The sequence below is a fragment of the Micromonospora sp. R77 genome (assembly GCF_022747945.1).
Classification (GTDB): Bacteria; Actinomycetota; Actinomycetes; order Mycobacteriales; family Micromonosporaceae; genus Micromonospora.
The window spans coordinates 814,764-835,785 of the sequence record NZ_JALDST010000001.1 but is presented as its reverse complement, the minus strand read 5'-3'; the positions used below and the strand labels follow the sequence as shown (position 1 = coordinate 835,785).

Sequence of the window (21,022 nt, the reverse complement as noted above, 5' to 3'; positions counted from 1 at the left end):
CACCGGAGCCGGAAACGCAGGCACCGGGTCGCCGGCCGCGGAATCCGCTCGGCCGGCGACCCGGTGCACCACACCGCAGCACCCCCGACCCGTCCCGATCGGGGAGTGCCGTACCACCACCGGTCACCAAGGTAGGCGCACCACGCGACGGTGCGGTGACGCCATCGTGAAGAGCGTGTTTCAGACTGCCCGGGACAGGCCGCCGGCCACCTTCTCGGCGATCAGCTCGAACGAGCGGACCCGGTCGGCCACGTCGTACACCATCGTGGTCAGCATCAGCTCGTCCGCGCCGGTCCGCGCCACCAGCTCGCCGAGCTGCCGGGCCACCGTCTCCGGCGAACCGGTCGCCTGCCCCTCCCGGCGCTGCGCGACGAACTCCCGCTCCAGCTCCGTGTACGGGTAGGCCGCCGCCTCCTCGGGCGTCGCGAGGGGCTCGGGCCGCCCCGACCGCAGCTTGAGGAAGGACAACCCGGCCGGACCGGCCAGCCAGTGCGCCCGCTCGTCGGTCTCCGCGCAGACCGCGTTCACCGCGACCATCGCGTACGGCCGGTCCAGCCACTGCGACGGCCGGAAGTGCTGCCGGTAGAGCGCCAACGCCGGGATCGTGTTCTGCGCGCTGAAGTGGTGCGCGAACGAGAACGGCAGCCCGAGCAGCCCGGCCAGCTGCGCGCTGAACCCGCTGGAGCCCAGCAGCCAGATCGCCGGCTGCTGGCCACGCCCCGGGGTGGCCGTGATCGGCCCCGGCTGCTCGCCGCTGAAGTAGTTCATCAGGTCCGCCAGCTCCCGGGGGAACCCCTCGGCCGACAGCCCTTCCATGGTGCGGCGCAGCGCCAGCGCGGTCACCTGGTCGGTGCCGGGCGCCCGGCCGATGCCGAGGTCGATCCGGCCCGGGTGCAGCGCCTCCAGGGTGCCGAACTGCTCGGCCACCACCAGCGGCGCGTGGTTGGGCAGCATCACCCCGCCGGAGCCCAGCCGGATCGTGCTCGTGTTCGCGGCCAGGTGCGCCAGCAGCACCGCCGGCGCGGAACTCGCGATCGCCGGCATGTTGTGGTGCTCGGCCACCCAGAAGCGGCGATAGCCCAGCTCCTCGGTGCGACGGGCCAGCTCGGTGGTGTGCCGCAGCGCCTCACCGGCGCTCGCGCCCGCGGCCACCGGGGCAAGATCAAGAACAGCCAACGGTACGTCTGTCACACCGTTCGCCAACTCCCCGCCCGCCGGAATTGTTCCCCTCGCCGGTTACGTCACACCAGAAGGAGGGGCCCCCTGTTAACGCCTGCGGTAGAGCAGGGGCCCCCGGTTAACAGGTCAGCCCACCCCGCGCGCCTGCTCGAAGATCAGGCTGGTCTGGGTGTGCCCCACCGCCGGATCCACCGCCAGCTGGTCCAGCACGAAGTCCCGCAGCGCGTCGCCCGACGCCGCCCGCACGTGCAGCACGTAGTCCTCCGCCCCGGCCACGTGGAACACCGACACCACCCCCGGCAGCCGGACCGACCGGGCCCGGAACGCGTCCACCGCCGCCCGCTCGTGCGCCGTCAACCGCACCGAGACCAGCGCCTGCAGCGGCAACCCCACCGCCGCCGGGTCGACCTCCGCGTGGATCCCGCGGATCGCCCCGCACTCGCGCAACGCCCGGGTACGCGTCAGACACGTCGACGGCGCCACCCCCACCCGCTCGGCCAGCGCGTTGTTCGGCAGCCGACCGTCGGCGGCCAACTCCGTCAGGATCGCGCGGTCGACGTCGTCCAGGGCCGCGAAGGGCCGTACATCATTCGGTGCGGGCGGCATGGGAACATCATTCACCGAACTTCACAGCGTTGGAAGAGGTAAACACAGAATCTTCTGCGAATCTATTGCCCCTATCAGTGCTGATGTTCGACGCTTCCGCCATGACCGCAGTGGACACCAGGGCCGTGCACGCCGGGCGCGACGACCTCGCCGCCCTGGGCGTCCACGTGCCGCCCATCGACCTCTCCACCACCAACCCGCTGCCCTCGGTCGACGACGGCGGCGACGCGTACGAACTGCTCGCCACCGGCGGCACCCTCGCGCCCGGCGGCAGCGCCGTCTACCAGCGCCTCTGGAACCCCACCGTCGCCCGCTTCGAGACCGCCCTCGCCGAACTCGAAGGCACCACCGACGCCGTCGCCTTCGCCAGCGGCATGGCCGCCCTCACCGCCACGCTGCTCGCCGCCACCCGCGACGGGAAACGGCACCTCGTCGCCGTCCGCCCCCTCTACGGCGGCACCGACCACGTCCTCGCCACCGGCCTGCTCGGCACCGAGGTCACCTGGGCCCGCCCCGACGAGGTCGCCACCGCGATCCGCCCCGACACCGCGCTCGTCATCGTCGAGACCCCGGCCAACCCCACCCTCGACCTCGTCGACATCGCCGCCCTCGCCCGCGCCGCCGGCGACGTCCCACTCCTGGTCGACAACACCGTCGCCACCCCCGTACTCCAGCAGCCCGCCCGGCACGGCGCCGCCCTCGTGCTGCACAGCGCCACCAAGAGCATCGGCGGCCACGGCGACGTGCTCGCCGGCGTCGTCGCCTGCGACGCCGGCTGGGCCGCCCGACTGCGCCAGGTCCGCGCCGTCACCGGCGCGATCCTCCACCCGCTCGGCGCCTACCTCCTGCACCGCGGGCTACAGACCCTGCCGTTGCGGGTCCGCGCCCAGCAGGCCGGCGCGGAGAAACTCGTCGCCTGGCTCGCCGGGCACCCCGCCGTCGCGCGCGTCCACCACCCCTCGGCGCACGACCCGGCCGGGCTGGTCGGCCGCCAGATGTCCGGCACCGGAAGCCTGCTCGCCTTCGAGGTACGCGGCGGCGCGCCCGCCGCGGCGGCGGTCGCCGGCGCCTGCCAGCTGATCACCCACGCGGTGTCGCTCGGCGGCGTCGACACGCTCATCCAGCACCCGGCCTCGCTGACCCACCGCCCGGTCGAGGGGGAGGCCAAGCCCGGCGGCGGGCTGCTGCGGATCTCCGTCGGGCTGGAGGACCCGGAGGACCTGCGCGCCGACCTGGAGCAGGCGCTCGCCCGACTCGCCTGAGCGCGGGCCGACCGTCGGTCAGAACCGGGGCCGGTGGAGTTGGGCGTCCGGCGGTCCTCCCGGTGCGCGCTCACGCCGCCGATCATGAGTTGGGGCCGGCGGAGCCGAGGTCCGTCGGTCAGGACTTGGGGCCGACATGCCGGTCGAGCGCTTCGACCGCCTCCCGCCGGGCGACGGAGAGCGAATTGCGGCGGTTCATCTTCCAGGAGATGTCGAGCAGGTCGAGGGCCCACTGGCACAGCCCCATGATGTCGGTGGACTCGTTGGCGAACATGTAGCGCGGGTAGACGTAGGCCTTGCCGCGCACGGTGACCCGGTTCGCGACGCGACAGCCGTCGGAGTGGAAGAGTCCGCGCAGGAAGTGGCCCGGGTGTACCTCGACGATCTCCCGTTGCCAGTCGGCCAGGACGATCGGGCGGTCGTGCTTCTTTCCGGGTCCGTGCTGGGGAAGCAGGCACGGCCAGTGCCGGCCGCTGCTCTCCACGGAGACGCAGCCTCTTTTCGGGATCCGCTGCACCTTGAGGGCGAGGGTTGCGAGCATCGCGCGGGCGCATGCGTCGACGAGGTCCGGATAGATGTTGGTGCAGGCGATCCGGAGAACGGGCACCTTCGGGGTCACGGCAAGGTGCCCGTCGCCGAGATAGAGACCGAGCAGGTAGGAGTAAGCACCGGGGTCTGTCGGCTGGGCGACGTCCGGTGAGCAGCGGAAGCAGCGGAGAGCGGTGCCGACCACGGCCGGCTCCGGCCGGTCGACGCACCAGTGCCAGACCGTGGCGTAGGGCAACGAGAGACTGCGGGCTACCGACCGGATGCTGTGGCCCTCGGCGCGGAGAGCGCGGGTCCACGCCCGCATTTCGGGAGGATGCACACGAGCATCATCGAACACGTGTATGACAAAAGTACCGGGAGCGGGATTCGAACCCGCAAGCCCTTTCGGGCAGAAGTGTTTGAGACTTCCGTGTATACCCTTCCACCATCCCGGCGAGTGCCGCTAACTGTACCCGACTAGGCTCATGCGGGAGCATGGGTGGTAGCCGTGCCGAGATCGATGGTGGGAGTGGCTCGTGGCCGAGACGGATGCTGAGCGCAGGCGCGTACTGATCGCGGAGGACGAGGCGCTGATCCGGCTGGACCTGGCCGAGATGCTGGTCGAGGAGGGCTACGAGGTCGTCGGCGAGGCCGGTGACGGCGAGACCGCCGTCCGGCTGGCCGAGGAGCTGAAGCCCGACCTGGTCATCCTCGACATCAAGATGCCGATCATGGACGGGCTCGCCGCCGCCGAGCGGATCGCCGGTGCCCGGATCGCCCCGGTGATCATCCTGACCGCGTTCAGCCAGCGGGACCTGGTGGAGCGCGCGCGGGCGGCCGGCGCGATGGCCTACCTGGTCAAGCCGTTCCAGAAGAGCGACCTGGTGCCGGCGGTGGAGATCGCGCTGTCGCGCTACTCGGAGATCGCCGCGCTGGAGGCCGAGGTCGCCGGCCTGACCGACCGGCTGGAGATCCGCAAGACGGTGGAGCGGGCCAAGGGCGCGCTGATGACCACCTACGGGATGACCGAGCCGCAGGCGTTCAAGTGGATCCAGCGCACCGCGATGGACCACCGGATGACCATGAAGGAGGTCGCCGAGCGGATCCTCGCGGAGACCGCCGGCGGCGAGGTCGCCCAGCCCACCGCCTGACCCGCGCCGACCAACCAGGCCCGACAGCCGCCCTTGCCTGGCACCGCCGTGTCGGCGACATGGCGCACGGCCTCGACCCGGGATACCGCGATGTCGGCGGCGTGGCGCACCGGTCGCCGCGTTCGGACGGCGCCGGGGCGGGGCGGTGTCGGGAGCCCGGTTCGTCGGTGGACGCCACGTGTCGTCCCCGGTCGATACGATCCTCGGCATGCGTGCCCGGCGTGCTCTGGCGGTTCTCGGCCTGGTGGTCCTGCTGCCCGCCGGGTGCCGGGCGTCCGGCCACGCCGGGCCGACGTCGCCGGAGCCGGTCCGCCCGGCCTGGCGGTCGGTGACCCTGCCCGTGCCGCCCGGTGCGCCGGGCCGGTTGCTGCTGCGGGACGCGACGGCCTGCGCCGGCCGGTGGTTCGTGGTGGGCGCGGTGGCCGACGCCGCCGGGGTGCCCCGCCCGGCGGCCTGGACCAGCGCCGACGGCTCCGCCTGGACGGCGCTGCGTCCGGTGCCGCGCAGCCCGTACGGCGGGGAGAACGTGCTGACCGCGGCGGGTTGCCGGGACGGCCGGCTGGCGGCGGTGGGTGGCCGCAGCGGTGGGGTGCACGGCAATCCGCGGATCAGCACCTGGCGGCAGGTCGCCGACGGGTCGCTGGTGGAGGTGCCGGCCGAGTTCGAGGTGTTCGGGGGCCCCGACGCGGTGAACGTGGGCCGGATCGCGGGCGGCCCGCGGGGTTGGCTGGTCTCGGGTAACCGGTCCACCGGCGGCGCGGCCTGGGTCGCCGCGGACGGGTCGGACTTCCGCCTGGTGAGCGGGGTGCCGGGGCTGGCCGCCGACGCGGCGGGGCGGCCGTGGGTGGCCGACGGCGTGGCGACCGGGTCGGGGTGGCTCCTGGTGGGCTCGGTGCGGTCGTCGGGGCGTACCGGAACGGATCCGGCGGTGTGGCGCTCGACGGACGGTCTGACCTGGCGGCGGGCGGTGCTGCCGGCGGCCGGGACCGACGCGGACCTGCAGCGGGTGGTCGGGGTGGGGGAGCGCGCGGTGGCGGTGGGTCGCCGGGGTGACGGGTTGGGTGCCTGGCTGGTCGACGGCGGGACGGGTCGGGCGGGCGGCGGGTTCGGTGGGTCGGGTACGGACCGGCCGGGTCGGGTGTGGTCGCTGGCGGCGGTGGCCGGCGGGGCGTTCGCGGTGGTGGCGGGCGACGCGACCGGCGCGGGCTGGTTCTCCCGGGACGGGGTGGCCTGGTCGCCGGTGGCGGTGCCGGTGGCGGTGCCGGCGGGCAGCGACCGGACGGTGGCGGTGGCCGGCGCGGGTGCCTCGGTGTTACTGCTGGTGGACGACTCGGCGGGGGCCGGGGTGTGGTGGGCGGACGGGCCGTGGAGTCCCGGCTGACCCTCCCACCAGCGTGTTTCCGACGGGTGTCGGATGTCCGGTTTTCCCCTTCATCGGGCGCGTGTGTTACAGCACATCTGTGAATCCGACCACTCAACGTAACGGTTCGGTCAACCCGACCTTCCAGGCCTTACGGCGTGCCCCACAGGTGGGATAACGTCCCGGCCCAGACCGGGATCGCGGTCGGTCCGGCCATTCCCTTCGCAAGGTCCAATTCGCGGTGGGTGGTCCGGGCCTTCGGACGGAGGAGGGTACGAGCCGTGAGGCAGAAGCTCGCTCGGGTGCTTGGTGGCGTGGCCATCGGCGCGCTCGTTTTCAGTGGCGCGGCCTGCAAGGCCGACAGCGGTAGTGAGGCCGGCGGCGGGGGCAAGGCCGCCTGCGACCTGAAGATCGGCTTCTTCGGCCCGCTGACCGGCGACGCCGCGGGTCTCGGTATCCACATGCGCAACGGCACCAAGCTGGCCATCGACCAGTACAACAAGGACAACGCCGACTGCAAGGTCAACCTGAGCGAGTACGACTCGCAGGGTGACCCGGCGAAGGCTCCCGCCCTGGCCCAGCAGGCCGTCGGCGACAGCAAGGTCGTCGGCATCATCGGCCCGGCGTTCTCCGGTGAGTCCGAGGTCGCCGACCCGATCTTCGACGAGGCCGGTCTGCCGATCATCACCCCGTCGGCGACCCGTCCGAGCCTGAGCACCAAGAACTGGAAGATCTTCCACCGGGGCGTCGGCAACGACACCTCGCAGGGCCCGGCCGCTGGTCGCTACATCAAGAACGTGCTGAAGGCCGAGAAGGTCTACCTCGTCGACGACCAGTCGGCGTACGGCGCGGGCCTGGTGGACGAGGTCAAGAAGGTCGTCGGCACCCCGGCCGGCCAGGACAAGATCCAGGTCAAGCAGACCAACTTCTCCGCCGTGGTCACCAAGATCCAGAGCAGCGGCGCGACGGTCCTCTTCTTCGGTGGTTACTACACCGAGGCCGGCCTGCTGCTCAAGCAGCTCAAGGGTGCGGGCTGGAAGGGCACGATGGTCGCCGGTGACGGTGTCAACGACGCCAACTTCATCAAGGTTGCCGGCGAGCAGGTCGCCGAGGGCACCATCCTGACCTGCCCGTGCGCCCCGGCCACCGCGGCCAAGGGCACCTTCGTGACCGACTACAAGGCGGCCTTCGAGAACGCCGAGCCGGGCACCTACGCCGACGTGTCGTACGACATCACCAAGATCATGCTGGAGGGCATCAAGGCCGGCAAGACCTCCCGCGCCGACCTGCTGAGCTTCATCAACTCCTACAACGGCACCGGTGCCGCCACCGGCGTGACCTACAAGTTCGAGTCCACCGGCGAGCTGGACCCGGCCCAGGTCATCGTCTGGGCGTTCAAGGTGAACGCGGGCAAGGTCGTCCCCGACATCGAGATCCCGAAGGCCTGACCGGTTCTTCTCCGGTCCCGCCACGGGACACCAGGTGGGTGCGGCCGGGAGTGTCTTCTCCCGGCCGCACCGCTTGGCCGCACAGTTGGAGCCCCCACTTGAACTTCGATGAGCTGTTCGGGAACTTCCCGGCGCTGACCATCACCGGGCTGGAACAGGGCGCGATCTACGCGCTCGTCGCCCTCGGCTACACCCTGGTGTACGGCGTACTGCGTCTGATCAACTTCGCCCACTCCGAGGTCTTCATGGTCGGTACCTTCACCGCCCTGTGGACCTGGCAGGCCCTCGGCTACGACCAGAACTCGCCCGCCCCGGCGCTCGGTCCGCTGATCCTGGCCGTCGTCGCCGGTCTGGTGGTCGCGATGGCCGCCTCCGCGCTCACCGCGGTCACGGTCGAGCTGGTCGCCTACCGGCCGCTGCGCCGCCGCAACGCGCCGCCGCTGGCCTTCCTCATCACCGCGATCGGCGCGTCCTTCGTGCTCGCCGAGTCGTTCGGCATCGGCACCAGCCGGGCGCCGTTCGGTATGCCGGACCTGATTCCGCAGAAGACCGTCTTCTCGGTCTTCGGCGCCGGTGTCACCAACCTCCAGCTGCTCATCCTCGCCGTCACGCTGATCATGATGATCGCGTTGGACCAGTTCGTGAACCGCAGCCGGCTCGGCCGGGGCATCCGGGCCGTGGCGCAGGACGCGGACACCGCCGCCCTGATGGGCGTCAACAAGAACCGGGTCATCCTGCTGGTCTTCGTGCTCGGCGGCCTGATGGCCGGCGTCGGCGCGCTGCTGTGGGACCTGCGGTTCGGCTTCACCAAGTTCAACGTCGGCTTCCTGCTCGGGCTCAAGGCCTTCTCGGCCGCGGTGCTCGGCGGCATCGGCAACCTGCGTGGCGCGCTGCTCGGCGGCCTGCTGCTCGGCGTGGTGGAGAACTACGCGGCCGGCCTGTTCGGCGGCGAGTGGAAGGACTTCACCGGCTTCGTGCTGCTGATCGTGCTGCTGATGTTCCGGCCGACCGGTCTGCTCGGCGAATCTCTCGGGAGGGCGCGCGCATGACCGCCACCGTGGACAACAAGCGCGGCTCCGCGCTCAAGGGGCGCTGGGCGGCGATGCCGAAGCAGGTGCGGTGGGCGGCCATCGCGGCGCTGATCGTGCTGCTCTACATCCTGCCCAACAAGTGGTTCTACGAATACCTCGGCTTCCCGATCGGCAGCGACTACTTCGCCTTCTACACCACCCGTTCGGACTTCGCCGGCGTGCTCTTCGACACCGCGGTGTTCGTGCTGCTGGCCGTCGGGCTCAACGTGGTGGTCGGCTTCGCCGGCCTGCTCGACCTCGGCTACTTCGGCTTCTACGCGCTGGGCGCGTACACGGTGGCGTTGTTGACGTCGCCGGAGAGCCGGTTCGGCACGAACTGGCCGTGGCTGGCCGCGGTGCCGATCGCGGTCATGGTGGCGATGGTCTCCGGCGTGATCCTCGGTGGCCCGACGCTGCGGCTGCGCGGCGACTACCTGGCCATCGTGACGCTCGGCTTCGCCGAGATGATCCGGTTGTACGCGGCCCGCCAGGACGGCCTGCTGCAGGGCCAGCGGGGCATCCCCGCCATCCCGCACCCGCCGGGCAAGGGCTCGGACGGCAAGGCGCTCTTCGGGGTGGTCGACGCGCGGCCCTACTACTGGCTGATGCTCACCCTGATCCTCATCGTGCTGCTGCTGATCCGGAACCTGGCCAACAGCCGGGTCGGCCGGGCCTGGGTGGCGATCCGGGAGGACGAGGACGCCGCCGAGATCATGGGCGTGCCGACGTTCAAGTACAAGCTGTGGGCGTTCGCGATCGGCGCGGCCGTGGCGGGCCTGACCGGTGCGGTCTTCGCCGGCAAACAGACGTTCATCAACTCCGACCAGTTCGTGCTGGAGAGTTCGATCCTGGTGCTCGCCGCGGTCATCCTCGGCGGGGCCGGCAACATCAAGGGCGCCATCGTCGGCGGTGCGATCACCTGGTACCTGCCGGAGTGGCTGCGTGGTGTCGGCGACCTGATCGGGGTGGAGTTCGACGCCGCCGAGTACCGGATCCTGGTCTTCGGCCTCGTCGTCATCGTCATGATGATCTTCCGGCCGCAGGGTATGGTGCCCAACCGGCGGCGGGCGGCGGAGATCGCCGACCGGCGCAAGGAAGCGGTTCCCCAGGAGACGGTGCCCAATGAGTGAGCCGCAGATGCACAGCGAGCGGGACGAGACCAGCGAGCGGGACATCGCCGACGACGGTCGCAGCACCGTCGGCGTGCCGCCCGCGAAGGGCGACGACCGGCCGGTCGAGCCCACCCCGGGCGAGACCGCCCCGGCCGGGCGGGAGCCGCTGCTGGAGGTCGACAACGTCACCCTCCGCTTCGGCGGTGTGGTGGCCCTCGACAACGTCGCCTTCACCCTCTACAAGGGCGAGATCCTCGGCCTGATCGGCCCGAACGGCGCCGGCAAGACGACCTGCTTCAACGCGATGACGGGTGTCTACCGGCCCACCGAGGGCGAGATCCGGTTCCAGGGGCAGCGCACCAACGGCAAGCGCCGGTCCTGGATCACCAAGGCCGGCATCGCCCGGACCTTCCAGAACATCCGGCTCTTCCCGGAGATGACCGCGCTGGAGAACGTGATGGTGGGCGCGGACGCCCACCACAAGACCAGCGTGATCGCCGCCATGCTGCGGCTGCCGCGGCACTGGCGGGAGGAGCGGGAGGGCCGGGAGGAGGCGTACGCGCTGCTGCGCTTCGTCGGCATCGAACGCCGCGCCGGGGACCTGGCCCGCAACCTCTCGTACGGCGAGCAGCGCCGGCTGGAGATCGCCCGGGCGTTGGCCACCAAGCCGACCCTGCTCTGCCTGGACGAGCCGGCCGCCGGCTTCACCCCGGCGGAGAAGGAGGAGCTGAACGGTCTGATCCGTAAGATCCGGGACAACGGCACGACGGTGCTGCTGATCGAGCACGACATGCGACTCGTCATGGGTGTGACCGATCGGATCGTGGTGCTGGAGTTCGGCAAGAAGATCGCCGAGGGACTGCCGGCCGAGGTCCGTGAGGACCCGAAGGTGATCGCGGCCTACCTGGGGGTGCCGACCGATGCTGCTTGAGATCAAGGACCTGACCCTGCTGTACGGGCGGATCCAGGCGCTGCACGGGATCAGCCTGACGGTCGACGAGGGCGAGGTGGTGGCGCTGATCGGCGCGAACGGCGCCGGCAAGACCACCACCATGCGGGCGATCTCCGGGCTGCGCCCGGTGGCCCAGGGCTCGATCGTCTTCGACGGCACCGACGTCACCCGGATGCGCGCCGACCTGCGGGTCGCCCGGGGCATCGGGCAGGCGCCCGAGGGTCGGGGTGTCTTCCCCGGCATGACGGTGCTGGAGAACCTGGAGATGGGGGCGTACACCCGCCGGGACAAGGGCGGCGTCGCCGAGGACATGAAGATGGTCATGGACCTCTTCCCCCGGCTGGCCGAGCGGCGCAAGCAGGCCGGCGGCACGCTCTCCGGCGGTGAGCAGCAGATGCTGGCGGTCGGGCGGGCGCTGATGGCCCGGCCGCGGCTGCTGCTGCTCGACGAGCCGTCGATGGGGCTGGCCCCCAAGCTGATCCAGCAGATCTTCGAGATCATCACCCGGATCAACGAGCAGGGCACCACGATCCTGCTGGTGGAGCAGAACGCCCAGCAGGCGCTCTCCCGCGCCCACCGGGGCTACGTGCTGGAGACCGGTCGGATCGTCAAGAAGGGCTCCGGCCAGGACCTGCTGCACGACCCGGCGGTCAAGGAGGCGTACCTCGGCGTGGCCTGAGGTCGTACCGTCGGCGGCCGGTCGTCCCCTCGCGGGGCGGCCGGCCGCCGCGTTTGCTCCCGGCCGTCGCTTTCCGGCGGCGACGCGGTGCCGCCGGCTCAGGGATGTCGGGCGTACGGACTAGAGTCGCTGCCGTGACAGCTACGACGCCGCGCCTGCTCCTCGTCGACGGACACTCCCTGGCATACCGGGCCTTCTTCGCCCTGCCGGTGGAGAACTTCTCCACCACGACCGGGCAGCCGACCAACGCGGTCTACGGCTTCACCTCGATGCTGATCAACGTGCTGCGCGACGAGCAGCCCACCCACATCGTGGTCGCGTTCGACGTCTCCCGCCGCTCCTTCCGCACCGAGAAGTACGCGGAGTACAAGGCCGGCCGCAGCGAGACCCCGACCGACTTCAAGGGCCAGGTCAGCCTGGTCAAGGAGGTCCTCGCCGCGCTGCGCATCCCGGTGGTGGAGGCCGAGGGCTACGAGGCCGACGACGTCATCGCCACCCTCGCCTGCCAGGCCCGCGACCAGGGCATGCAGGTGCTGATCAGCACCGGCGACCGGGACGCGTTCCAGCTCGTCGGCGACGACGTCACCGTGCTCTACCCGCGCAAGGGCGTCTCCGACCTGGCCCGGATGGACCCGGCCGCGATCGAGGCGAAGTACGGCGTCGGCCCGCAGCGCTACCGCGACCTGGCCGCCCTGGTCGGCGAGACCAGCGACAACCTGCCCGGCATCCCCGGGGTCGGCCCGAAGACCGCCGCGAAGTGGATCAACACGTACGGCGGGGTGGACGGCGTCATCGCCCGGGCCGACGAGATCAAGGGCAAGGCCGGCGACAGCCTGCGCGAGCGGCTCGCCGACGTGATCCGCAACTACGAGATCAACTGCCTGGTCTCCGACCTGGAGCTGCCGATCCGCCCCGAGGACGCCCGCTGGCAGGGCTGGGACCGGGAGGCCGTGCACCAGGTCTTCGACACCCTCCAGTTCCGCATCCTGCGCGACCGGCTCTACCAGTACCTGGAGGCCGTCGAGCCGGAGGCCGAGGCCGGCTTCGACCTGGCCGGCGAGAAGCTCACCGAGCCCGGCGCGCTCGCCGGCTGGCTGGAGACGCACGCCCCGGCCGGCACCCCGGTCGGGCTGGCCGTGAAGCTGGACACCGGCCCCAACCGGCGGCACACCGCCACGGTGACCGGGATGGCGCTGGCCACCGCCGCCGGTGCGGCGGCCTGGTTCGACCCGGCCACCCTCGACGCGACCGACGAGTCCGCGCTGGCCGGTTGGCTGGCCGACGCCGAGCGGCCCAAGGTGCTGCACGACAGCAAGCCCGCCGTGCTGGCCTTCGCCGCGCACGGCTGGCAGCTGGCCGGCATCGCCCGCGACACCCAGATCGCCGCCTACCTGGCCCGCCCCGACCAGCGTTCCTACGACCTGACCGACCTGGCGCTGCGCTACCTGCACCGGGAGCTGCGGGTCGACGCGCCGGAGACCGGCCAGCTCACCCTCGACGGGCTCGGCGTCGACGGCGAGGCCGAGCAGAACCTGATGCTCCAGGCCCGGGCCACCCTCGACCTGGCCGACGCGATCGACGCCGAGCTGTCCCGCGACGGCGAGCAGTCCGCCCGGCTGATGGCCGGCGTGGAGCTGCCGCTGATGCGGGTGCTGGCGACCATGGAGCGCACCGGCATCGCCGCCGACACCGACTACCTGTCCGAGCTGGAGGCGCACTTCGCCGCCGAGGTGAAGGCCGCCGCCCAGGGCGCGTACGCGGCCGTCGGCCGGGAGTTCAACCTCGGCTCGCCCAAGCAGCTCCAGGAGATCCTCTTCGGCGAGCTGGGGCTGCCCAAGACCAAGAAGATCAAGACGGGTTACACCACCGACGCCGACGCGCTCCAGTGGCTCTACGCGCAGCAGCCGCACCAGGTGCTGGAGCACCTGCTGCGGCACCGGGACGTGGCGAAGCTCAAGTCCACCGTCGACGGGCTGCTCAAGTCGGTCTCCGACGACGGCCGGATCCACACCACGTTCAACCAGACGGTGGCGGCCACCGGCCGGCTCTCGTCCACCGAACCCAACCTGCAGAACATCCCCATCCGCACCGAGGAGGGGCGGCGGATCCGCCGGGCGTTCGTGGTGGGAGAGGGCTACGAATGCCTCCTCACCGCCGACTACAGCCAGATCGAGATGCGGATCATGGCGCACCTGTCGTCGGACGACGCGCTGATCGAGGCGTTCAACTCCGGTCACGACTTCCACGCCGCCACCGCCTCGTCGGTCTTCGCCGTCCCGGTCGACCAGGTCACCGCCGACCAGCGCCGCAAGATCAAGGCGATGAACTACGGCCTGGCGTACGGGCTGAGCGCCTTCGGCCTGTCCCAGCAGCTCGGCATCACCGCCGAGGAGGCCCGCGGCCTGATGGAGAACTACTTCACCGGCTTCGGCGGCGTCCGCGACTACCTGCACGAGGTGGTGGCCCGGGCCCGGCAGGACGGCTACACCTCCACCATCCTGGGGCGCCGGCGCTACCTGCCCGACCTGGTCAGCGACAACCGGCAGCGCCGGGAGATGGCCGAGCGGATGGCCCTGAACGCCCCGATCCAGGGCTCCGCCGCCGACATCATCAAGGTCGCCATGCTGCACGTGGACACCGCGCTGCGCGACGCCGGGCTGCGGTCCCGGATGCTGCTCCAGGTGCACGACGAGTTGGTCTTCGAGGTCGCCCCCGGCGAGCGGGAGACCCTGGAGGCGCTGGTCCGCAAGGAGATGGGTGAGGCGTACCCGCTGTCGGTGCCGCTGGAGGTCTCCGTCGGCGAGGGCCGCGACTGGAACAGCGCCGACCACTGATCGGCGCCCTCGTCGGGGCGATGGGTTGCCAGTGCCGGGTGTCAGGCGCGGTCAGCCCTTGAGCGGGTCGTGCCCCCAGTTCATCAGCGACCAGCGCCACTTGGTGTCCCGGACGTCGCCGGAGGGGCGCTGCGCCATGTGCCGGTGCACGTACCCGACGACCTTGCGCATGTGCTGGTAGTCGGCCGCGGAGAGTTCGGCGCGCTTGCGGCGCAGCAGGTCGATGATCCGCCGGCCCGACTCGTGGCCGACCGACTCGCCGCCGCCCGACTTCCCGCCCTTGTGCCAGCCGACCTGCTTCGACTCGTCGGTCTCCAGCCAGCTCGACAGCTCGCCGGGCCTCATGTTCACCGCCTCGGTGAACTCCCGGTAGATCTCCTGCTCGTCATCGTTCTTCACGGCGCATTACCTCCGGGCGGTGGGCCACGTCCCGACCCGAGTCGTCGTTGCGGATCCGGTACTGCGGGTCCTCCGGGGACGCGTTCACCGCGTGCCCGCGGACGTGGGTCCGCTCGGTGATCTTTCCCGTGACCACGCCGTACGCCCGGCCGCTGTGGCTGGCCCAGGAGACGTGGTCGCCCGTTCGGAACTCCTTCTCGGCCATGCCGTCCGGGTACCCGGCGCGCCTGCCCGGAAACGCCGGACGGCTCAGGGGGTGATCTCCCCGACGGGCAGCTTGATCTCGAACGGTTCGGTGAGCTCGATCAGCTCGGCGCTCTCGGCGACCAGCTCGTACTGCCGCTCGCCGCTCGGGCTCGGCCGGGCGCACAGCGCGTGCGACGGGTGCGTCAGGCCGGCTTCTCGGCGACGAAGATGGCGGTGCCGGGGAAGAGCCGGCCGCGCAGCGGGCTCCACTGGCCCCAGATCCCCTGGTGCCCTTCGGGCCACTCGGGTTCCACCAGGTCCAGCAGGCGGAACCCGGCCCCGACCAGTTCCCGGATCCGGTCGCCGAGGGTGCGGTGCTGCTCGACGTACGTGGCCACCCCGTGCTCGTCCTGCTCGACGTACGGGGAGCGGTCGAAGTAGGAGTGGACGGCGGTCAGGCCGCCCTCGCCGGGGTCGTCCAGGAAGACCCAGCGCATCGGGTGGGTCACCGAGAAGACCCACCGACCGCCGGGGCGCAGCACCCGGGCCACCTCCCGCATCACCGCGGCCGAGTCGTCGACGAAGGGGATCGCGCCGAACGCGGTGCAGACGATGTCGAACGCCGCGTCGGCGAAGGGCAGGGCGAGCGCGTCGGCCTGCACCAGCGGCACGCGTACCCCGGTGCTGGCGGCGGCGCGCGCGGCGTGCCGCAACATGCCGGCGGAGAGGTCCAGGGCGACCGGCCGGGCACCCTGCGCGGCCAGCCAGCGGGCGGCGGACGCGGCACCGCAGCCGAGTTCCAGGACCCGGCGGCCGCCGACGTCGCCGAGCAGGTGGGCGTCGGCCTCGCGCAGCCCCTCCGGGCACCAGACGAAGTCCACGTCGCCCAGGAAGGCGCCGTGTTCGGCCTGGTAGTCGTCGGCGTCGCCGTCCCACCAGCCGCGGTTGGCCCGCCGCACCTCGCCGTCGCCCACCCGGCGCCGGGTCACCCTGTCGTCATCCACCCGGTAACGCTAGGCCCCGGTCGCCTCGGCGCCGTCACCGACCGGCCCGGCGCGTCGCGGCGGCCGGGCCGGCCGATGGTACGGATGGGGCTGGTGTGACGGACGAGACAGCGACCGCCCCTTACCGCGCGAAATCTCCTCTTTCGCAGCTGGCGCGGGTGCGACAGGACGGGAGGCCTTGCACGCTGTGGTAATGCAGCGGGTAGGCTAGACGATGCGCTCGCGGATCGTGTGCCTCGGCAGGGAGCAGGTGCGCGGTCACCGGAGCCACTAATGATCTTCACTTGGCGATCGTTCGGTGTGTCCCGGCGGCGGATCCGTTGGCGCGAAATGGTCACTGCGACACCACGCCTGCTGTGACAACCCATCCGACCGGAGCAACCGCCCACATGACGAGCAGCATCGAGGCCCCCTCGAGCGCCACCCGGGTCACCCACGACGATCTCGGTTCCGAGGAGGCTTTCCTCGCCGCGATCGACGAGACCATCAAGTACTTCAACGACGGCGACATTGTCGAAGGCACCGTCGTCAAGGTCGATCGGGACGAGGTCCTGCTCGACATCGGCTACAAGACCGAGGGCGTCATTCCCTCTCGGGAGTTGTCGATCAAGCACGACGTGGACCCCGCCGAGGTCGTCTCGGTCGGTGACCACATCGAGGCCCTGGTCCTCCAGAAGGAGGACAAGGAGGGTCGTCTGATCCTCTCCAAGAAGCGGGCGCAGTACGAGCGGGCCTGGGGCACGATCGAGAAGATCAAGGACGAGGACGGTGTCGTCCGCGGCTCGGTCATCGAGGTCGTCAAGGGTGGTCTCATCCTCGACATCGGGCTGCGCGGCTTCCTGCCCGCCTCGCTCGTCGAGATGCGGCGGGTGCGTGACCTGCAGCCGTACGTCGGCCGCGAGCTCGAGGCCAAGATCATCGAGCTGGACAAGAACCGCAACAACGTGGTGCTGTCCCGCCGGGCGTGGCTGGAGCAGACGCAGTCCGAGGTGCGCACCGAGTTCCTCAACAAGCTGCAGAAGGGCCAGGTCCGCAAGGGCGTCGTGTCCTCGATCGTCAACTTCGGCGCCTTCGTCGACCTCGGCGGCGTGGACGGTCTGGTGCACGTCTCCGAGCTCTCCTGGAAGCACATCGACCACCCGTCCGAGGTCGTCGAGGTGGGCCAGGAGGTCGAGGTCGAGGTCCTGGACGTCGACCTGGACCGCGAGCGGGTCTCGCTGTCGCTGAAGGCGACCCAGGAGGACCCGTGGCGGCAGTTCGCCCGCACCCACGCGATCCAGCAGATCGTGCCGGGTAAGGTCACCAAGCTGGTGCCGTTCGGCGCCTTCGTCCGGGTGGACGACGGCATCGAGGGCCTGGTCCACATCTCCGAGCTGGCCGAGCGCCACGTGGAGATCCCGGAGCAGGTCGTCCAGGTCGGCTCCGAGGTCATGGTCAAGGTCATCGACATCGACCTGGAGCGCCGCCGGATCTCGCTGTCGCTCAAGCAGGCCAACGAGGGCTTCGTCGAGGGCGAGGAGCACTTCGACCCGACCCTCTACGGCATGGCCGCGACGTACGACGCCGAGGGCAACTACATCTACCCGGAGGGCTTCGACCCGGAGACGGGCGAGTGGCTCGAGGGGTACGACAAGCAGCGCGAGACCTGGGAGAACCAGTACGCCGAGGCCCGTCAGCGCTGGGAGGCCCACACCAAGCAGGTGCAGACCTCCCGGGCCGCCGACGCCGAGGCCGCTGCCAACCCGGCTCCGGCCGTGTCGACCGGTGGCACCACCACCTCGACCAGCTCGTCGGCCCCGAGCCGGCAGGCCGAGGAGCCGGCCGGCACCCTGGCCACCGACGAGGCGCTCGCCGCTCTGCGGGAGAAGCTCGCCGGCGGCAAGTGACCGCTGCGACACCTCCGGCGCGGCGCGTCTGACGACGCGGCAGACCTGGAGAGGTCACTGACGACGGGCCCCGCCCCCACGATCCGGTTCCACCGGGTCGTCGGGGGCGGGGCCCTCGCCGTTCCCCGAGCGACATGGTCGACATCGGCCGGCACACCCCGCCCTCCGGTCCACTCTGCGCTGTACCGCACCCGGCGCCCGGGCCGTCGCCACGCCGTCACGCGTCGCCCCGCCGCGTCGCCCCCCTCCCGGTCGAGGTCGCGGCTCGACGAGATCCTCTGACGTTCCCGGCACTCCTGGCCGGCGTGTCGGTGCCGGGAAGTGCAGATGATCACGTGGGTGTGGGCGGGGGTGGGGGTGGGGTTTGGTCGGGGGTGGGTGATCGGGTTGACTGGTCCGGTGCTGATGGTGGGACTGACCGGTGGCATCGGGTCCGGCAAGAGCGCCGTGTCGGCGCGGCTCGCCGCGCTGGGGGCGGTGGTGATCGACGCCGACCGGATCGCCCGCGAGGTGGTCGCCCCCGGCTCCGAAGGGCTGGCGGAGATCGTCGCCGCCTTCTCCACCCGCGTACTGGACGCCGACGGGGCGCTCGACCGGGCGGCGCTGGGTGCGGTGGTCTTCGGCGACGAGTCGGCGCGCCGCCGGCTGGAGGCGATCACCCATCCGCGGGTGCGGGCGCGTACGGCCGAGCTGGCCGCCGCCGCGCCTGCGGACGCCGTGGTGGTCAACGACGTACCGCTGCTGGTCGAGGTGGGGCTCGCGCCGACGTACCACCTGGTGGTGGTGGTGCAGACGGCGGTGACCACCCGGTTGGCCCGGCTGACCCGCGACCGGGGCATGGACCGCGCGGAGGCCGAGCGGCGGATCGCCGCGCAGGCCGACGACGCCCGCCGGCAGGCGGCGGCCGACGTGCTGCTGCCCAACGACGGCACGCTGGCCGAGCTGCACGCCGCGGTGGACGAGTTGTGGCACCACCGGCTGGTGCCCTACGAGCGGAACCTGCGCGAGCAGCGGGCGGTGCGACCGGACCCGGCCGCGCTCACCGGGCCGGACCCGACCTGGCCGCAGCAGTACGCCCGGCTGGCCGCCCGGATCCGGCACGCGGTCGCCCCCGCCGACCCGCGGGTCGACCACATCGGGTCGACCGCCGTGGCGGGTCTCGCCGCCGCGGACGTGATCGACGTCCAGCTCACCGTGACGTCGCTGGCCGAGGCGGACGGGCCCCTCGCGGAGCGGCTCGCCGCCGCCGGGTTCCCGCGCCTGCCCGACGAGTGCTGGGACACGCCGCGGCCGTCCGGCAGCGACCGGTGGGCGAAGCGGCTGCACGGCAGCGCCGACCCGGGCCGCCCGGTCAACCTGCACCTGCGCGTGGCCGGCTCGCCGGGCTGGCGGTACGCGCTGCTGATGCGGGACCACCTGCGCGCCGACCCGGACGAGCGGGCCGCCTATCTGCAGCTCAAGCGGGAGTTGGTGGACGTCGCCCCGGACACCGCGACCGGGGGTACGTTGACCGACCCCTGGTTCGACGAGGAGCACCTGCGGGCCGAGGAGTGGGCGGCGCAGACCGGCTGGCGTCCCTGACCCGGCGACTCAGCGCCGGCCGGCCCGCCCTGACCCACGGCTTGCACCTCGGCCGGCCGCGACCCGGTGGCTCAGCGCGCATCGGCCGGCAGGGCCGGCCGTGACCCGGTGGATCAGCGCGCTCCGGTCGGCAGGGTCGGCACCGCGCCCGGGGCCGAGGTCGAGCTGCGCCCACACCCCGCGCCCGGTACGCAGTTCCAGCCGACGCAGCAGGCCCGTCCGGTCGATCCAGTAGCGCAGTGCCGGCGACCGTGGCACGCGTACCTCGATGACGTCCACGGTGCGGTCGGCCACCCGGTCGCCGCGCAGCCGGACCGCCGACCGGGCGGCGACCGCCGTCGCGCCCGCCCGGAGCGCCGCTGCCACCAGCCGGTCCAGGTCGTCCCGGGGTGAGGCGGTGGACCAGGTGAGGCCGGCGGGCGGGGGGATCGGCGGCGGGGCGGCCGGGTCGCCGCCGGCGGCCAGTTCGGCCCGACCGACCTGGCCGGCCCGGTACCGCAGCAGGGTCCGTCCCCCGGCGGCGGTCGGGTCACCCACGGCCAGGTACGCCGTCGCGCCGGTCCAGCTCAGCCAGCCGCCGCCGCGCAGGTTCCGTGTCGGGTCGAGCGGTGCGGTCAGGGTCAGGGTGGCCCCGCCGCCCGCGCGCAGCCGGGCCGGCAGCCGGACCAGCCGCTGCGCCTCGGCCCCGGTGAGCGCCCGGGGCAGCCCCGGACGGCCACCGAGGGCGTCGACCGGGCGCAGTGTCGGGCGGTCGCTGCGGGCCAGTTCCACCGTCACGGGGGTGCCGTCGGGCAGCGGGCCGGTCAGCCGGTGCAGTCGGGCGTCCCGGTCCAGCCAGAGCCGGAACTGGCGGCCCGGTGCCGGGTCGCCGGTGGCCGCCAGGGGTGTCCGGAGCACGTCCACCGGGGTGCCGGCGACGGTGTCGCGGCCGGTCCAGCGGGCGTCGGCGGGTACCGACGCGGTGGCCCGGGCCGCGCCGAGATCGAGGAGCAGGTCCACCACCGCGGCCGATCCCGCCCGGCGGGCGGCTCGGGCAGCCGCCAGCGGTCGGTCGGGGGGATCAGCGGCGGCCGTGCGGGGGTGGGCACGGCGGTCGGGTCGGGGCGGGCCAGCAGGGTCGGTCCGGTCGCCTGGACCAGGCCGCGGTCCGGTCCGGCGCCGGGTCCGCCGACGTCGAGGTAGACCAGCGGCCGGGACCAGTCCACCCAGCCGACCAGTTCGGTACGCCCCGACCCGCCGCCGACCGTGACGTGCACGCCGGACCGGAGGTCGCGGTGGTTGGTGACCCGCATCGCGGCGAGCCGCTCGGCCTCGGCGGCGGTGAGCGGGCGGGCGGGTCGGCCGGTGCGGACCCCCAGTTCGGCACCCCGACGACCAGCGCCGCGGCGGAGGCGGCGGCCAGCACGCCGAGCGCCAGCAGGGTGACCCGACGGTGCCGGCCCGGCTCGGGCGCGTCGCCCGGGTCGTCCCCGTCCGGCTCCGGGTCGGCGTCGGGTGCCGGCGGCACGGCGGCGTCGAGGTGCGGGTCGGCCGGTCCGGGCCGCTCGACCGGTCGGGGCCGGTCGGCGAGGCGGGGCGGGTCGGCGGGGGAGGTCTCCACGAGTGGAGAACGCACCGGCCGGTCGAGGGTGACGAGCAGGGGCGCCCGCGGCGGCCGGTCTGCGCCTCCAGCGCGACCACGTCGGGCGCGCACTCCGGTGATGTCCGGGTGCTGCGACCCACTGTGCCGGGGGCGGCGGCCCTCGAAGGGGCGACCACCGGCCCGGTCGGCCGCCGCGAGCGGCC

Annotated in this window: 18 protein-coding genes, 1 tRNA gene and 1 pseudogene; 11 read left to right on the top strand and 9 right to left on the bottom strand. The window is 72.4% G+C overall.

Annotation, left to right across the window (positions count from 1 at the left end; genetic code table 11):
• Positions 1-180: 180 nt before the first annotated feature.
• Together MRQ36_RS03595 and MRQ36_RS03590 are read right to left on the bottom strand one after the other, a co-directional pair.
• Positions 181-1,191: an LLM class flavin-dependent oxidoreductase gene (locus MRQ36_RS03595; RefSeq protein WP_242792741.1), complete on the bottom strand. Its 1,011-nt coding sequence runs from the start codon at positions 1,189-1,191 to the stop codon at positions 181-183.
• 114 nt (positions 1,192-1,305) lie between these two features.
• Positions 1,306-1,785 (bottom strand): Lrp/AsnC family transcriptional regulator, encoded by a 480-nt coding sequence (locus MRQ36_RS03590; protein ID WP_242792739.1) that lies wholly within the window; start codon positions 1,783-1,785, stop codon positions 1,306-1,308.
• An 83-nt stretch (positions 1,786-1,868) separates the two neighbouring features.
• Here MRQ36_RS03590 and MRQ36_RS03585 point away from each other — a divergent pair, with 83 nt between their 5' ends.
• Positions 1,869-3,047 (top strand): PLP-dependent aspartate aminotransferase family protein, encoded by a 1,179-nt coding sequence (locus MRQ36_RS03585; protein WP_242792737.1) that lies wholly within the window; start codon positions 1,869-1,871, stop codon positions 3,045-3,047.
• A 118-nt stretch (positions 3,048-3,165) separates the two neighbouring features.
• On the opposite strand, the gene MRQ36_RS03580 is transcribed toward MRQ36_RS03585, so the two are convergent.
• Together MRQ36_RS03580 and MRQ36_RS03575 are read right to left on the bottom strand one after the other, a co-directional pair.
• Positions 3,166-3,900: a transcriptional regulator gene (locus MRQ36_RS03580; RefSeq protein WP_242792735.1), complete on the bottom strand. Its 735-nt coding sequence runs from the start codon at positions 3,898-3,900 to the stop codon at positions 3,166-3,168.
• Positions 3,901-3,947: 47 nt separating this feature from the next.
• Positions 3,948-4,030: transfer RNA gene (locus tag MRQ36_RS03575), tRNA-Leu, on the bottom strand.
• Between the two features lie 81 nt (positions 4,031-4,111).
• On the opposite strand from MRQ36_RS03575, the gene MRQ36_RS03570 reads away from it, so the two are divergent.
• The 8 genes from MRQ36_RS03570 to polA all read left to right on the top strand — a co-directional run bounded on the left by MRQ36_RS03570 (position 4,112) and on the right by polA (position 14,181).
• Complete coding sequence (locus MRQ36_RS03570) at positions 4,112-4,726, top strand: ANTAR domain-containing response regulator (protein WP_242792733.1); 615 nt, start codon at positions 4,112-4,114, stop codon at positions 4,724-4,726.
• Between the two features lie 208 nt (positions 4,727-4,934).
• Entirely contained in the window at positions 4,935-6,107 is a 1,173-nt protein-coding gene (locus MRQ36_RS33115) for a hypothetical protein (protein WP_278187419.1), read from the top strand.
• Positions 6,108-6,367: 260 nt separating this feature from the next.
• Positions 6,368-7,534: a branched-chain amino acid ABC transporter substrate-binding protein gene (locus tag MRQ36_RS03560; RefSeq protein ID WP_242792731.1), complete on the top strand. Its 1,167-nt coding sequence runs from the start codon at positions 6,368-6,370 to the stop codon at positions 7,532-7,534.
• A gap of 98 nt (positions 7,535-7,632) precedes the next feature.
• Complete coding sequence (locus MRQ36_RS03555) at positions 7,633-8,583, top strand: branched-chain amino acid ABC transporter permease (protein WP_242792729.1); 951 nt, start codon at positions 7,633-7,635, stop codon at positions 8,581-8,583.
• Complete coding sequence (locus MRQ36_RS03550; protein ID WP_242792727.1) at positions 8,580-9,734, top strand: branched-chain amino acid ABC transporter permease; 1,155 nt, start codon at positions 8,580-8,582, stop codon at positions 9,732-9,734. The genes MRQ36_RS03555 and MRQ36_RS03550 overlap by 4 nt, the downstream gene beginning before the upstream one ends.
• Complete coding sequence (locus MRQ36_RS03545; protein WP_242792725.1) at positions 9,727-10,647, top strand: ABC transporter ATP-binding protein; 921 nt, start codon at positions 9,727-9,729, stop codon at positions 10,645-10,647. The genes MRQ36_RS03550 and MRQ36_RS03545 overlap by 8 nt, the downstream gene beginning before the upstream one ends.
• Positions 10,637-11,347: an ABC transporter ATP-binding protein gene (locus MRQ36_RS03540; RefSeq protein ID WP_242792723.1), complete on the top strand. Its 711-nt coding sequence runs from the start codon at positions 10,637-10,639 to the stop codon at positions 11,345-11,347. Before MRQ36_RS03545 ends, MRQ36_RS03540 begins: the two co-directional genes overlap by 11 nt.
• Before the next feature lie 134 nt (positions 11,348-11,481).
• Complete coding sequence (gene polA / locus MRQ36_RS03535; RefSeq protein WP_242792721.1) at positions 11,482-14,181, top strand: DNA polymerase I; 2,700 nt, start codon at positions 11,482-11,484, stop codon at positions 14,179-14,181.
• 54 nt (positions 14,182-14,235) lie between these two features.
• On the opposite strand, the pseudogene MRQ36_RS03530 reads toward polA, so the two are convergent.
• The 3 genes and pseudogenes from MRQ36_RS03530 to MRQ36_RS03520 all read right to left on the bottom strand — a co-directional run.
• Positions 14,236-14,580, bottom strand: a pseudogene (locus tag MRQ36_RS03530) (DUF3140 domain-containing protein); the annotation flags it as partial.
• Positions 14,567-14,785 carry a DUF2945 domain-containing protein gene (locus tag MRQ36_RS03525; protein ID WP_242792719.1) on the bottom strand — a complete coding sequence of 73 codons (219 nt, stop codon included), beginning with the start codon at positions 14,783-14,785 and terminating at the stop codon, positions 14,567-14,569. The pseudogene MRQ36_RS03530 and the gene MRQ36_RS03525, both read right to left, overlap by 14 nt.
• A gap of 184 nt (positions 14,786-14,969) precedes the next feature.
• Positions 14,970-15,770, bottom strand: a complete 801-nt coding sequence (locus MRQ36_RS03520) for a class I SAM-dependent methyltransferase (protein WP_242792717.1) — start codon at positions 15,768-15,770, stop codon at positions 14,970-14,972.
• Between the two features lie 389 nt (positions 15,771-16,159).
• Between MRQ36_RS03520 and rpsA the strand changes: the two genes are divergently transcribed.
• Both rpsA and coaE read left to right on the top strand, forming a co-directional pair.
• Positions 16,160-17,656, top strand: coding sequence for a 30S ribosomal protein S1 (gene rpsA / locus MRQ36_RS03515; protein ID WP_242792715.1), 1,497 nt, complete (start codon positions 16,160-16,162; stop codon positions 17,654-17,656).
• A gap of 399 nt (positions 17,657-18,055) precedes the next feature.
• Positions 18,056-19,237 carry a dephospho-CoA kinase gene (gene coaE, locus MRQ36_RS03510; RefSeq protein ID WP_242800808.1) on the top strand — a complete coding sequence of 394 codons (1,182 nt, stop codon included), beginning with the start codon at positions 18,056-18,058 and terminating at the stop codon, positions 19,235-19,237.
• 9 nt (positions 19,238-19,246) lie between these two features.
• Here coaE and MRQ36_RS03505 read toward each other — a convergent pair whose 3' ends face one another.
• Together MRQ36_RS03505 and MRQ36_RS03500 are read right to left on the bottom strand one after the other, a co-directional pair.
• Positions 19,247-20,239, bottom strand: a complete 993-nt coding sequence (locus MRQ36_RS03505; RefSeq protein WP_242792713.1) for a hypothetical protein — start codon at positions 20,237-20,239, stop codon at positions 19,247-19,249.
• Positions 20,240-20,297: 58 nt separating this feature from the next.
• The gene (locus tag MRQ36_RS03500; RefSeq protein ID WP_242792712.1) at positions 20,298-20,852 is read right to left on the bottom strand and encodes a hypothetical protein; all 555 of its coding nucleotides are present in this window, start codon (positions 20,850-20,852) and stop codon (positions 20,298-20,300) included.
• Positions 20,853-21,022: the final 170 nt, after the last annotated feature.